Annotated in this window: 9 protein-coding genes; 2 read left to right on the plus strand and 7 right to left on the minus strand. The window is 62.2% G+C overall.

Going from position 1 to position 14,742, the window contains the following annotated elements:
• Positions 1-118 precede the first annotated feature (118 nt).
• Entirely contained in the window at positions 119-493 is a 375-nt protein-coding gene (locus ABI_RS12920; RefSeq protein WP_006273452.1) for a hypothetical protein, read from the plus strand.
• 704 nt (positions 494-1,197) lie between these two features.
• On the plus strand, positions 1,198-1,737 hold the full coding sequence (locus ABI_RS12925) for a retropepsin-like aspartic protease family protein (RefSeq protein ID WP_006273455.1): 540 nt from the start codon (positions 1,198-1,200) through the stop codon (positions 1,735-1,737).
• Here ABI_RS12925 and dusA read toward each other — a convergent pair.
• The 7 genes from dusA to ABI_RS12965 all read right to left on the minus strand — a co-directional run bounded on the left by dusA (position 1,721) and on the right by ABI_RS12965 (position 14,701).
• Complete coding sequence (dusA, locus tag ABI_RS12930; protein ID WP_006273456.1) at positions 1,721-2,743, minus strand: tRNA dihydrouridine(20/20a) synthase DusA; 1,023 nt, start codon at positions 2,741-2,743, stop codon at positions 1,721-1,723. The two genes, ABI_RS12925 and dusA, sit on opposite strands and share 17 nt — an antisense overlap.
• A 36-nt stretch (positions 2,744-2,779) precedes the next feature.
• Positions 2,780-6,130, minus strand: a complete 3,351-nt coding sequence (locus ABI_RS12935) for a DEAD/DEAH box helicase (protein ID WP_050808289.1) — start codon at positions 6,128-6,130, stop codon at positions 2,780-2,782.
• A gap of 67 nt (positions 6,131-6,197) precedes the next feature.
• The gene (locus tag ABI_RS12940) at positions 6,198-7,334 is read right to left on the minus strand and encodes an FAD-dependent oxidoreductase (protein WP_006273458.1); all 1,137 of its coding nucleotides are present in this window, start codon (positions 7,332-7,334) and stop codon (positions 6,198-6,200) included.
• 169 nt (positions 7,335-7,503) lie between these two features.
• Positions 7,504-8,823 (minus strand): NCS2 family permease, encoded by a 1,320-nt coding sequence (locus tag ABI_RS12945; protein ID WP_006273459.1) that lies wholly within the window; start codon positions 8,821-8,823, stop codon positions 7,504-7,506.
• A 181-nt stretch (positions 8,824-9,004) separates the two neighbouring features.
• Complete coding sequence (locus ABI_RS12955) at positions 9,005-9,898, minus strand: 5'-methylthioadenosine/S-adenosylhomocysteine nucleosidase (RefSeq protein WP_006273460.1); 894 nt, start codon at positions 9,896-9,898, stop codon at positions 9,005-9,007.
• Positions 9,899-10,153: 255 nt separating this feature from the next.
• On the minus strand, positions 10,154-11,797 hold the full coding sequence (locus ABI_RS12960; RefSeq protein WP_157138887.1) for a sodium:solute symporter family transporter: 1,644 nt from the start codon (positions 11,795-11,797) through the stop codon (positions 10,154-10,156).
• A gap of 180 nt (positions 11,798-11,977) precedes the next feature.
• Positions 11,978-14,701: a glycoside hydrolase family 3 protein gene (locus ABI_RS12965; RefSeq protein ID WP_245531349.1), complete on the minus strand. Its 2,724-nt coding sequence runs from the start codon at positions 14,699-14,701 to the stop codon at positions 11,978-11,980.
• Between the last annotated feature and the right edge of the window lie 41 nt (positions 14,702-14,742).

Consider the following 14,742-nt stretch of genomic DNA (forward strand, 5'->3'; position numbering starts at 1 on the left):
GGTTGCCGACCTGGCCGTTAAATTTGCTTAATTTGCAGTAAATACAAGACTTTACGGAATATTTTCCATTTCACCTTATACCTGATGTCACCCTGAAGAACCTCAAGGAGACACTCAGATGAAAAAAGCCCTCATTCTTTCGGTCATCGCGCTGACCGCCGCTATCGCCGCCCCCGCCTTTGCCGCACCCTGCTCGGAAGATCAGGAAGCTGCCGCCGGCATGCTTGCCGCCGGCGTCGGCAAACAAGCCGTTTCCAAAGTCGTTGCCGTCACCGGCAAGCAGATGGTCAATATCTCGGCCTGCGAATTCCGCGCCGGCAGCTATCAGGTCGACTACAAGTACAACTTCCTGGCCGCCGACGGCCTGTACTGGGTTGAACTGTCGTCGAAGTTCGACGGCACGGGCGGTGGCGCCACCTCTAAGGTCGTCAAGGCCAGCCCGAACATGGCCGCTGCCGAAGCCAAGGCCGGCGTCAAGCTGGCGTCCAACTAAGCTTGTCCGGCAAGCCTCAAGCCTTGTGACTTCAGGGTTACTGTAGGCGTAAGCGTAAAAAAAAACGGCCTCCCGGTGCTCGGGAGGCCGTTTTCGATTTGGCATGATCTTCGCTCAAGGGCCGAGCAGGCTCGCCGCAGAGGCGGCGGCGTGCCGTTACACGCTGCTTTCAGGACATGCCTGTAACGACGGCACTTCCTACTTCCGGTCGAACGGACGGAAATCCTGAGGCCGGCTGACGACCCGTTCGCTTTTCTGCCGCGGACTGCCGAACAGCCCTCCAAACAGAGCAAACGATGTCATGGCATGTGCCTTTTTCTCTTGATCCTGCATGATGCGTCTCCTTTCCATAAAAGCAAGCGGACAAGAGACGCGTCGCGGCTCACAGGGGGTTGGTTTGGCTTGATTCACCGGGCCTCACCCTCACAGTCGTCGTCGCGTCGATCATCAGTATGCAGATGATTTACTCTGATCGCAAGAACTAATCCGAACACGGATTATAAATGTGAGAGTTAAAATTTTACGCCATTGAATTTTCACATTTTAATATTGGTTAAGGGGCGTTTACGAATATCAAAAATGATAGTTCTGGCAAATTTTCGGCCGATTCATTTCAAATCAACCCTTCTTGTTTAGACTTTGGTCAGGCGCAAAAGCGCTGCGGTCCGGCGGGGTGCCCGGTTCCGATCCCGGGAGTGCGTAACATGTACAAATCGGCCATCATCGTCGGCAGCGCCGTATTCTGCGCCGTCATGGCCGGCATGGGCATCTTGTCCCTGCACGAGCAGGAGAAGGCTTCCAAAGATGTCTCCGCGCAGGCAAGCGTACCCCAGGCTGCGGTCGTCCAGGCCGAACTCTCGTCCGAAAGCGCCTCAGGCCACACCACAGCTATACCGAAAGCCAAGGACGGCCACTTCTGGGCCAATGCCTCGGTCAACTCTACCGCTGTCCGTTTTCTGGTCGATACCGGCGCCAGCCAGGTCGTCCTCACCCCGTCGGACGCCCAGCGCCTCGGTTTTACGCCCAACAATCTGGTCTATGACCGCAAGGTCATCACCGCCAACGGCCCGTCGTTCGCCGCCATGGTAGAACTGAAGTCGGTCGGCGTTGGCACCAGCACCGTGCGTAACGTCGAAGCCCTGGTCGTTCGGGAAGGCCTGCACACGTCGCTTCTCGGTATGAGCTATCTGGGACGTTTGAGCCGCTTCGAAGCGACGCGGACGTCGCTTATCCTGCACCCGTAGCCAAGTACTGATCCCGGCGCGCTTCAACGGCCGCCTGGGCATCGCGCACGGCATGGGCCGCGCGGTCGATAACCTCTGTCCCCGCACCCGGCACGATCGATTCCACCGTCAGAATACGCCGGAAAGCCCGCGCGCCCGGCAGGCCGTGCATCAGGCCCAGTATATGGCGCGTCATGTGGGTCAGGGGTACGCCCTCGTCTAACCGTGCCGCGATGTAGGGACGGTAGGCGTCCAGCGCTTCGAACGGTGCGACATCCTTGCTGCCGCCGAAGACGGAAGTATCGACCTGGCCCAGCAGGGCGGGTTCATGATAGGCCGCGCGGCCCAGCATGACGCCGTCGACATGCTGCAGATGCCTTTGGGCGTCGTCCAGGTTCGCAATGCCGCCATTGATCGAGATGAACAGGTCGGGGTGGCTCCGCTTTAGTTCGTAAACGAGTTCGTAATCGAGTGGCGGGATGTCGCGGTTTTCCTTGGGCGACAGGCCCTTCAGCCAGGCCTTGCGGGCATGGACGATAAAGGTGGTGACCCCGGCTTTGCGGCAGGCCTCGACTAGCGTGAACAGGGCGTCGCGCGGGTCCTGGTCGTCGACGCCGATACGGCACTTAACGGTAGCTGGCAGCTTCGACGCCTCGATCATGGCCTGCATGCCGTCGGCGACCAGCTGCGGGTCGCGCATCAGGCAGGCGCCGAACGCGCCGGACTGGACGCGGTCGGACGGGCAGCCACAGTTCAGGTTGATCTCGTCGTAACCCCAGTCTTCGGCAATCTTGGCGCACTGCGCCAGTTCAGCGGGATCAGAACCGCCCAGTTGCAGGGCGACGGGATGCTCGATGTCGGAAAAGCCGATAAGCCGCTCGCGGTCGCCATGGATGACGGCCTTGGTGGTGACCATTTCGGTGTACAGCAGGGCACGTTTGGTCAGGGCGCGATGGAAGGCCCGGCAATGCCGGTCCGTCCAGTCCATCATGGGCGCTACGGAGAATTTGGACGCAAGGATACGCATGACATCCCTATCGCGGATCGGCCGCCAATTGGCAAGTCAGGCGCCAAAGAGCTCCGCGATGTCATCTTCAGACAGGGCCGGAGAGACACCGCCCTCCTCGTCGAATAGGCCATCGGCCAGGGCCTGCTTTTTCGCCTTCAAGCCCGTCATCTTGTCCTCGATCGTATCGGAAGCGGTCATGCGATAGACGAAGACGGGCTTGTCCTGGCCGATGCGGTAGGCACGGTCGATCGCCTGGGCTTCGACAGCGGGATTCCACCACGGATCGTAAAGAATGACCGTATCGGCCGCGGTCAGGTTCAACCCGACACCGCCTGCCTTCAGGCTGACCAGGAAGAGATTCACCTCCCCCGACTGAAAGCGGTCGACCGCGGCGGGACGGTCCCGGGTGGTGCCGGTGAGCAGGCTGAAGGCGATGCCGGCTGCGTCAAGGCGCTCGATGATCAGGGCCAGCATGGAGGTGAATTGTGAAAAGACGACGATCTTGCGGCCTTCGCTCAGCAACTCCTCAAGCATTTCCATCAGCCGTTCCAGCTTGGCCGAGGGCGCCGGCGCTTTGCCGTCATCCTGCGGCAGAAGCCGCGGATCACAGCAGACCTGACGCAGCTTGAGCAGGGCGTCAAGGACGACGATATGGCTTTTGGCCAAGCCCTTTTCGGCAATGGCGTCGCGCACCCGCTTATGCATTACCATGCGCACGGCGTCATAGACCTGACGTTGCGCCGGTTCGAAAATGATGGGCTCGACGATATCCGTCTTGGGCGGCAGTTCGTGGGCCACCACGGCCTTGGTCCGGCGCAACATGAACGGACGGATACGGCGGGCCAGGGCGATCTGGCGTCCGGTATCGCCGTGTTTCTCGATCGGGTTGCGCCAGGTGCGGCCGAACTCGGTCTTGTCGCCGAGATAGCCGGGATTGACGAAGTTCATCAGGGACCACATTTCGCCGAGGTGGTTCTCCATCGGCGTACCCGTCAGGCAGAAGCGGTGTACGGCCTTCAGGTCGCGCAGGAGCCGCGTGGTCTGGGCATTGGGGTTCTTGATCGTCTGGGCTTCGTCTAGCACTGCCATATGCCAGTCGCACGCCAGCAGGACAGGGTGATCCTTGGAAATCAGGGGATAGGTGGTCAGGACGATGTCGCTGTCGGCAATATCGTCGAAGAGCGCCTTGCGGCCGCTGCCGTGCAGGACGAGTGTGCGCAGGTCCGGCGCGAACCGGCGGGCTTCGTTCTGCCAGTTGCCCATCAGGCTGGTGGGTGCCAGGATCAGGGCCGGCTTCTCCAACCGGCCGGCGGCCTTTTCCACGGCCAGCAGGGCCAGGATCTGGACGGTCTTGCCCAATCCCATATCGTCCGCCAATATGCCGCCCAGCTGCGTTTCCCGCAGCAGATCGAGCCAGGCCATGCCCTCGGCCTGGTAGGGCCGCAGCGTGGCGGAAAAGCTTTTCGGCAAGACCGGCGCGGTCAGCTCCGATGTCGCTCCCAGCCGCCGGGCCATTTGGCGCAGCCCGTCCTGGCCGCGGAAGATAGCCCCGGTGTCGGCTTCAACTCCGGCCAGCAGAGCCAGTTCCGCCCGCGACAGTCTCGCGCCGTTGCGGATGGAAACACCCGTCTGCTGCAATTGGTACAGGGCCAGGATCACTGGCAGGTAATGCGCCGCGGTGAGAGTCAGGATACGCCCGCCGAGCATCGGCAGGTACAGGCTGCCCTCTTCACCCGCAATCTGTTTTAGGACCTCGACGTCGAAGTCCTTGCTGCGCACCAGATCGGCCAGCAGGTTCCCCAGATCGACACGCTTTCCGTCGACCTCCACCCCCAGGTCGAGATCGAACCAGTCGGTGCCGGACGGCGTGATATCCGCCGTAAAGTCGCTCCCCGGTGCGACGAGATTATAGGGGAAGTGAACGTCGGTAACAAAGATAAAGCCTTCATGGTCCAGAACCGGCTTGTCCCGCGACAGGAAGGCATACCACTCTGCCGGCGTGGAGAAGGTGACATCGCGTTCGTGGTTCCATTCCAGGGCCGGATAGACGCCACGGGACGGGGCAAGGCCCACCGACAGCAATCTGGCAAGTGCCTCGCGCTCCAGCTCCGGCCGACGGATAACCTCGAAACGCCGCCCTTCATGAACTCCGGTGATGACCGGCCGCGCTTCACCCAGGTCCACGGTCAGGGGACCGTAGCGGAAGCCGAGCGTCGCCAAAGGGATGATCTTGGCGGGGACGCTGTAGGATTGGTAATAGGTGACACGTCCGGTCCGCAAGGTCACCACAGGCACGGGGTCGCCATCGATGATCAAAGGCGGTTGCGGCGGTGGCGGGGTCATCTCGGCGGGAAGATGACCGCCAAGCGCTTCGGCAACAGCCTGGACCTGTCCCGGCGCAATCACCGGCGCGCTCAGCAGGCGGTAGGCTAGTTGGGGCGCCACGGGCAAGTCCAGTTCGCCGATAGTGCCCTGATTGGGATCGACGTAAACCGGAGGTTCGCCGTTCAGGGCGATCGCGCCATCGACCTTCAGAACGGGTTGAACACCGGACGTCAACGTTTCCCACACGATCTTGCCCTGACGAGGCCCGCTCCAGCTCAGCGGCTTGTTCGGTGACTGCCAATAGGCCCGGCCGGTGGCCATAACCCTTTCCATGATCTCGCGCTGCACCGACGGATGGACGTGCTGGGCGGGGGATCCGTAGCTGTAGCCAGAGGTGCGTGACAATAACGAACAAATCTTCAAGTCGCTGTCGCGGTAAAAGGCAGGCGCGCGCAACGGGTCGAACTGATTGAGGTTCTGCCGGCCCGTCTTTCCCTTATAGGCGCCGTTCTTGTCTCGCCGGACGGAGACGACTTCGATGCCCAGGAACAGAGTTGGCTTGCGCATGTCTATGCCGGCCAGGATGTAGGCCACCTGCGCCTTGGCCTCGGGCGCAGCGACCTCGGCCCGTGCGGCCTTACCGACGATTTCGAGCCATTGCGCCACTTCGGGCGATGGCCGTTCAGCGGCGTCGATGACCGGGGCCGGCCGCGAGGGCGTGAACAACGCGTCGATGCGCGATTGGGTCTGTGGTGGCCCGGCCACTTCGCCACCGGTCTGCAACGCCTCGAACAGCGTCGCCACGACATGCTTACAGTTGAAGCCAACGGGACAGGAGCAACTGCCGTTGATCTGCTGGACATGGACGTCATCGAGATCGAGGTGAATGTCCGTGGCATAGGGGCGCGGGGCCGTGCCTTGAACCTTGGCCGAGATGTGCGTCAGATCGGCGGTGACGGTGAGTCCTGCCACACGCTCCTGCCGCTGGTAGCGCCGTCCCGCCGCAAACGCGCTGTCTGTGCAGAAGTCGGCAATGTCCTCTTCGCTGAGAACATCGGTCAGGGTCAGGGCATCCGTCATGGCAAGGCTTCGCGCGTGAGAATCTGCGGCGGTCATTGCACACGCCCCATGTGGCGGAGTCAACGCATCACGCCGGAAGGAAAACTCCCTTGAGTGTTTCGAGCGCCGCCTTTGCCGCCTCCGGATCCGGGCTTTCGTTGTCATCGTTCCAGCCCGACATTTCTCCGCCGGTCGCCTGGACGACGATGCCGTCGCGCCGCGCCAGCACCAGCAAACCGCGGGCGTAAAAACCGTAATGCACGTCCGGTTGCGGCACCAGCCAGACGATCTGGCCGCGCACAGGGGTGATGCTCTCGTCCTTCCACAGCGCGCGGGCGCCGTAGCCAGTGCAGTTGATCACCACTTTTTCCTTCAACCGCGACAGGTCAGACGGCGAATGGAACTCCATGGTTTCGAAGCGGCCGCCGGCGGCGAGGAAGTCACTTTCGAGTTGATGGCAGTAGGACGCGACATTGAAGGTCATTTGTGACAAGCGGCGGACTTCGGCCGCGTCGAACGGATGCGGACCCTGATAGGCGTGCGACCGCGGGACCACGTCGCGCAGCCGATCTTCCAGATAGATAAAGCCGGGATCTTCATCGGTCGAAGGCGGTTCCGGGGTACCAGGCGGGGGTGATGGGTTGCGGCGGAGCATATACTGGTCCAGCCATTCGACCGGATTGCCACCCAGGCCGACGAAGCCGCGATGAAAGGCCAGGGAGGTGCGCGCCATACGCTCCCAACGATCGGCGAAACCGGCGTCGACGGCTGACTCCTTGGCAACGCGGGAATCGGGTGACCAGGTGCCGGTCGCCCGAGCCGAGCGCACAAAGGGGAAGCGTTCCTTGGCGTAGATGGTGACGTCGGCCCCGGCCCTTTGCGCCGTGATCGCGGCGGTCAGGCCCAGGGCGCCGGCGCCGATGACCGCGATCTTCTCGGGTGAGGATTGCATGGCCAGTTTGACCGCCGCTTCGGCGGAACCCCAGGACAGCGACCAACCGCTGCCGCCATGGCCGTAGTTATGGACGACAATCTTGCGGCCGACCGTCTCGGTTTCAATACGCGGTCCGGCGGCGCGGAACGGCCGCAGGCAGACTGTAGTGCGGAAGACATCGGGTTCATTAACGCGGATCGGCACGATGGGCGTATCGGCCCTAGCCAAGGTCGGCAGTGCTGTCAGACCCGCCGCCGCCAAACCTGTTTTGAAGAGATGCCGCCGGTCCATTCTATGCCTCCTGAATGCGGTATCAGTGTCATGACCGGGAGCCAGGCGCAAGGGTTGTCGGTGGTAAAAGTGGGTCCACAGATTTCACAGATTTCACAGATTAAGACTTTGAATAATTTGTGAAATCTGTGGATCGCGAAACCGGCGGCGCGGCGGGGAAGTCCCAAGCCTATCCGGCGCTCAGGTAGACGAAGCGCACCACGAACAAGCCCGCCAGGACCAGCAGCATCCAGTCGCTCCAGCCCGCCTTGCCGCGCAGCAGTTTCAGCAGAGCATAGGCGGTGATGCCAAAAGCGAGACCATTCGCGATCGAGAAGGTCAGTGGAATGCCGATCAGGATCAGGAAGGCCGGCAGGGCATCGATGGGATCGTCCCATTCGATTTCGGCCAGGGGCTTCATCATCATGGCGCCGACGATGATCAGGGCCGGCGCAGTGGCGGCGGCCGGGATGAACTGGGCATAGGGCGCGAAGAACAGCGCCACCAGGAACAGCAGGCCTGTTACCACAGCCGTCAGGCCGGTGCGGCCGCCGGCCTGCACCCCGGCAGCGCTTTCGATATAGCTGGTCACCGTCGAGGTGCCGAAGAAGGACCCGACCATGGTTGCGATGGAGTCGACGGTGAGGATGCGGTTCAGACGCGGGATCTTGCCGTCGACATCGATCAGGCCAGCACGCTTGCTGACCCCGACCAGGGTGCCGACATTGTCGAACAGATCGACAAAGAGGAAGACGAAGATGATTTCCAGCACGCCGAAGCCGGTCTTGCCGATGTCGAGTGCGCCGGCGATATCGAGCTGGCCCACGGTCGCTGTCATCGCCATCAGGTTATAGGGCTGCGGTGTGTAGGTGACCAATTGCAGGGCCCAGCCGATGGCGGCGGTCGTCACGACGCCGATCAGAATGGCCCCCTTGACCCGCCAGGCATTGAGTACGGCAATGATCAGCAGCCCCGCCAAGGCCAGTAGCGGCGTCGGGGCATGCAGGTCGCCCAGGGCGACGGTCGTGGCTGGATTGGCGACGATAATGCCGGCTTCTTTCAGGCCGATAAAGGCGATGAACAGCCCGATCCCGGCTGCCACGGCGGCGAACAAGGGCTTGGGGATGGCATTGACGATCAGTTGACGGACGCCGGCAAAGGTCAGGATCAGAAAACAGACGCCCGAAATAAAGACGCAGCCCAGCGCCACCTGCCACGGCAGGCCCATCCCCTTGACGACGGTAAAGGTGAAATAGGCGTTCAGACCCATGCCGGGGGCCAGGGCCAGGGGATAGTTGGCGACCAAACCCATCAGGATCGAGGCGAATGCCGCCGACAGGCATGTGGCGGCGGCGATGGCGGCAATGGGCATACCGGTCTGGGACAGGATCGCCGGGTTGACCAGGATGATATAGGCCATGGTCAGAAAGGTGGTGAAACCGGCGACGACTTCGGTCCGGACGCTGGTGCCCTGGGCGGTGAGGTTGAAGTACTTGTCAAGGAAGGTCATAGAAGCATCCTTTCGATGATCCCCTCATCGTTTTGAGGCCGCGCTTCATCAACTATCGCGCCAAGAAATCCCCCCTCCGTCTGCCGCGCTCCGCTTGCAGACACCTCCCCCGCATAGCGGGGGAGTATAAGAAAAGAGGAGCCCATTGATGCGATGTCGCATGCGGTTGAGATCGACGTGTTCATGGTTTTGGCAAGGCCTTGATGAAAGCGACGACGACCGCCGCTGAGTTCTCCGACGCCAGGGTCATGAAGGCCATCATGTGGTTGACGTCGGCGTCGCCGCCGGCCAGGTCGGAAAGCGAACGGAAGGCGATGAACGGCACCTTATTGGCAAAGGCGACCTGGGCCACCGCCGCCGACTCCATGTCGGTCACGCGCGCCGAAAACGCGGTGTGCAGATAGTTGCGATACTCGATATTGTCGATGAAGGAGGCCGCGCTTACCCCCTCCCCGCCGACCACGACCTTGGGCGCATGGTCCAGGCACAAGGTGTCGGAGACGCATTGTTTCAGCGGCATGGGTTCGAGTTTGTGCGCCAGGGCGAGCAGAGCGGGATCAGCCGGGAAATTGTCGTAGTCGATGGTCCCGATACGCACCTGGCGCGGCAGGAACATGCCGAAGTTCGGTTTCGCCGACATGCCCCATAGCCAGGCCGGCGGGATATAGCCTTCCCGGGTTTCGCGGGCGGTCAGGGTTTCCATCGGCTGGGACCAGGCGTCAGCCACAACGATATCGCCAATGTTCAGGCTGGGGTCGACGCCGCCAGCAATGCCCGACATGACGATGCGCGATACCTTGTAGTGGCCGAGCAGGCGCTGGGTATTCATGGCGGCATTGACCATGGAGACGCCGCTCAGGGCCATAACCACGGGTTCGTCGCCGATACGTCCGGTGACATAGGTGACGCCGTCGTGAGTTTCGGTTTTCGCCGCTTCGATGTGCGGCAGCAGTGCGTCCCATTCGGGATCGAAGGCCAGCACGATCGCGGTGCGCGGCTTGTCCCACGGCATGGCCTTGGCCTGACCTGTCACCATCACCCCTATTACCAGCAGAATCGCCGCCAGAGTCCGCATCGATGCCCTCCGTAAGCGGACAGTCAAGACACGGCGGGACGTTTCGTCAACGGATTATTTTGCAGGTGCGATATCGGACAACGAAAAACGCGGCCAGATCGCTCCGGCCGCGTTTCTTTTTTGCGCTATACGACAACCCGCTGCGGCGCGGCGAGAACCGTTAGCCGACGAGAAACGGAGCGGAGCGTACTTGACGAGTACGTGAGCACCGTATCGCAGCCGGATGACGGTTCGCAGCCCGCCGCAGTAGGGTTGTCACCAGAACATGGCGTAGAGCGCGATCAGAATAATCAAAACGCCGACTGCGAGCACATTGAACACGGGTGTCGTCTTGAAGCTGACGCCTTCCAGAGTCAGGGTCGAGACTTCGCGTTTGTTCGGTACGACCAGCGACACGATCACGCACATGGCCAGAGACAGCCAGAACACCCAGCCGACGCGGTTCATGAACGGCATGTCGGGCAGCGCCGTCAGAGCTTCCAGCCCCGGGACCGGCGTCTTGTGGACGTAGGAGACCAGGTAGAAGAAGCATGAGGCCAGGAAGCCGCCGGCGACGGCGGCAAAGGCGCCGGCCGTCGAGGCGCGCTTCCAGAACATACCCAGCGCGAAGATGACCACGATCGCCGGCGTGAAGAAGCCGGTGAAATCCTGGATATACTGGAAGGCCTGGTCCAGTTGGCCCAGCAGCGGTTCGGCCGTGGCGATGGCGATGGCGACGGCGACAACCGAAGCGATGCGGCCGACCGTCACCAGCTTGTCGTCCGGGATCGACTTGTTGAGCGGTGCGATGATGTCGATGGTAAAGATGGTGGCAATTGAATTGATCTTAGACGCCGTCGAGGCGATGACCGCCGCGACCAGGGCTGCGAAGACCAGGCCCAGAAGACCGGCGGGCAGCAGCTTCATCATTTCCGGATAGGCCTTGTCAGCGGGCTCGAGGCCCGGCGACAGGATCAGGGCGGCAATGCCCGGCAGGACGACGATGACCGGCATCAGCAGCTTGAGATAGGCGGCAAAAGCGATGCCCTTCTGCGCTTCGGGCAGGTCCTTGGCAGCCAGGGCGCGCTGGATGATGTACTGATTGAAGCCCCAGTAGGAGATGTTCATAATCCACATGCCGCCGATCAGGACGGCAATACCGGGCAGGTCCTTGTAGAAGGGGCTGTCCTTGGCCAGGATCATATCGAAATGTTCGGGGAACCTTTCATAGACCATCGTCAGGCCACCGATCATGCCGGCGTCGCCGCCGATCTTGGAATAGGTGATGAAGACGATGATCAGCCCCCCTATGATCAGCAGCCCCACCTGAACGATGTCGGTCAGGGCGACAGCCTTCAGACCGCCGTAGAGCTGATAAGCCAGGGCGAAGACACCGAGGAAGATCAAGGCGGTCAGCGGCGAAATACCGGTCACCGTGGTGATCGCGGTACCGCCCAGCCACAGGATGGTGGTCAGGTTGACGAAGATGTAGAGGATCAGCCAGAAGACGGCCATCAGGTACTTGACGCTGGGGCCGAAGCGTTGCTGCAGAAAGCCCGGCATGGTCGTCACGCCGTTCTTCAGGAACACCGGCAGGAAGTACTTGCCGACGATGATCAGCGTGATGGCCGCCATCCATTCATAGGAGGCGATGGCCAGGCCGATGCGATAGCCCGAACCCGACATGCCGATGATCTGCTCGGCCGAGATATTGGCCGCGATCAGCGAGGCGCCGATGGCCCACCAGGGCAGTTGGTTATTCGCTAAGAAGTAGCCCTTGGAGGTGGTTTCTTCGCCGGCTTTGCGGCGCGACACGACCTGGGCCAGGATGAAGATCGATACCACGTAGAACAGCACGATCCAGATATCCATGTTCGACAGGAAGTTCGCTGTCGGCATGAGACTTTTCAAATCAGGCATGATTGCCCCCTGTAAGACAGCCCGGTTTGAGGCCGGGCCTGGTTAATTATACTACAAATGACACAGCCCGCGGGCTGAATCAATGCGCAAGTCTCAACAGGTGTGTGGCGGCGATGAAATTCGCCGCTCTGTGTTTATACCTCCCCGCGCGGAGAGCGCGGGGAGGTATAAGGTCGGTCTTTATTTAGGACAGGTCGCGTCGCCTTCGTCCGAGGCGATCTTGATGCTGGAATAGCTTATCTTCAGCGGCGCATCGCTGGTCAGCGAGAACGGCACGCCGACCTTGCTGACGTCAACGCCCGCGGCGACGAAACAGTCCAGGGTGACCTTCACCGTTGCCCACTCGCCGACCGGCGCCGTCAACGCCGAGGCGATATTGACCGGATGAGTTGATGAGGCGTCCACGCCCATGCCCAGCAGGACAGGCCCCTGGACAGGCGCATCGAGGCGATAGGTGACGCCAAGCGTCATCTTGCCCGTGGTCTGGCGGCTGAGGTCGACGGGGGCACCGGAGATGGCGGCCTGGCCGCGGCCGGAACCCGAGAAGGTCAGCGAACGGCCGGCCTCCTGTTTGCCGGCATCGACCGCGCTCTGGCTCACGGCGCCGCCCGGGCTGGAGAAGACACCCTGGTCGCCCGAGGTGCTGCCCGACACGTCGATCAGGTTCAGGCTCCACGGCGCCTTGATGCGGCCGGAGGCGAAATAGGTGTCGACATTGACCACAGCCTCTTCGGCCAGGCCGGATTCTTCCGACAGGACGGGCACATAACCGTCGTTGAGATAGGTCAGGCCGTAACCGTAGGCAAACTGCGGATCGTAATCCATCGTGCCGACATTAAGCGGCTGCTGGTTGGCGGCCTTGGGCCACGAGAAGGTCAGCTTGCCCTTGAAATCGTTACGCGGCCGCTTGTCGGCGTCGGCGACGATCACGTCGGCAACGCCGCCGCCTTCGGTGCCGGGCAGCCAAGCCGCCACAAACGCATCCGAAGCGTTGATTTCCGGGTTGGTCCACATCGGGCGGCCCGACAGGAAGACAGTGACGACCGGAATGCCGGCGTCCTTCAGCTTCTTGATCAGGGCCAGGTCGGTGGCGTCGCCAGGCTGGTAGTCCAGGTTCGGACGATCCCCCTGGAACTCGGCATAGGGATCCTCACCGATGACCACGACGGCCACGTCCGGCTTTTCCTTATAGACGCCGTCAACGCTGAGCGAGGCCGTGCCGCCGTAACGTTCGGTGGTTTCGGCAATGCCTTCCCAGATCGACTGAGCGTTGGGGAAGTCTTCGCGCGAATTGCCCGTGCCTTGCCAGGTGATGGTCCAGCCGCCCGACTGCTTGCCGACATCATGGGCGCCCGAGCCGGTAACCAGGATATGGTCGGAACCGCGCAGCGGCAGGATGCGGTTGTTGTTCTTGATCAGCACCAGGGATTCGCGCACGGCCTGGCGGGCGATGGCGCGGTGTTCCGGCGAGCCCAGAACCTGCCATTGACCGGACATGGCGCGGTCCTTCGGGGCGCCCAGCTCGAACAGACCGCCCTTGATCTTGGCGCGCAGGATGCGGCGGACGGCGTCGTCCAGGCGCGCCATCGGCACCTCGCCCGACTTCACATCGGCCAGCAGGTGGGTATAGACGGCCTTCCAGGTGTCCGGCGCCATGTACATATCGACACCGGCATTGATGGCCTGAGGGCAGTCGTCCTGCTCGCAGCCCGGGATCTGGCGGTGGGCGTTCCAGTCGGTAATGGCGAAACCGTCGAAGCCCATGCGCTGTTTCAGGGCGCCCGTGATGAGCTTCTTGCTGCCGGCCAGCTTCTGGCCGTTCCACGACGAAAAGGAGATCATGACCGACAAGGTGCCGGCTTCGATCGCCGGCGGATAACCGGCATTGTGGATGCGGGCCAGGTCGGACTCGCTCATCTCGGCGTCGCCCTGGTCCTTGCCGCCGGTGGTGCCGCCGTCGCCGAGATAGTGCTTGGCCGTCGACATGATGTTGCCGGGTTTGATGCCGGTGCGGGCACCTTCGGCGCCTTGCAGGCCCTCGACCATATAGCCGGAATAGGCGGCAACGTCGGCCGGATTTTCGGAATAGGACTCATAGGCCCGGCCCCAGCGCTTGTCGCGGGCGACGGCGACGGTCGGGGCGAAGGTCCAGTCGACCCCGGCTACGGCCATTTCCTTAGCGGTGGCCTCGCCAATCTTGCGGATCAGTTCGGGGTTGTGCGCGGCGCCCAGGCCAACATTGTGCGGGAAGATGACCGCGCCGACCAGGTTGGAGTGGCCATGGACGGCGTCGATGCCGAACAGGACCGGGATCTTGACCTTTGACGGATATTCCAGCGAGGCGCGCCAGTAGTCGTCAGCGAGTTGCAGCCAGGCATCCGGCGTGGCGCGTTCGTTCTGCCCCGGCGAAGAGTTGCCGCCGGCCAGGATCGAACCCAGCGGATAGGTCTTCAGCTCTTCCGGCGTGATGAAGTTGATGTCGGCCTGGACGGTCTGACCGACCTTTTCCTCCAGCGTCATCTGGCTCATGATCTCGGTGATGCGCGCCTCGGTCGCCGCATCGGCAATGCCGGCGTCAGGCACGACCGGCCAGGCGGGATCGACCGGGATAATGGCGTCTGCTTTCGGCGCGGCCGGCTTCTTGGCGGCAGCCTTTTTGGTGGCCTTGCGCGGGGCCCGCTTTTTGGCCTTGGCCTTTTTCTTCTTGGCGGCCAGGTCGATGGCAGCGGGCGCGGCCTTCGCCGGCATTTGCGCCAGAACGGCTTCGACATCGCCGGCCTGCGCGGCGGTGACACCCCCCGTTACCGAGAGCGACAGGGCCAGGCCAAAGGCGGTGCCCAGCTTGAGCAGGCGCTTGAAGCGGGCGGAGGGGTTCATCGTGACGGACGGTGACGTAAGAGACATGTGGCTCCTTAAAGCGCTTTTCCCAACGGTTTTCGACTTTG

It is taken from the genome of Asticcacaulis biprosthecium C19 (assembly GCF_000204015.1).
Lineage (GTDB): Bacteria > Pseudomonadota > Alphaproteobacteria > Caulobacterales > Caulobacteraceae > Asticcacaulis > Asticcacaulis biprosthecius.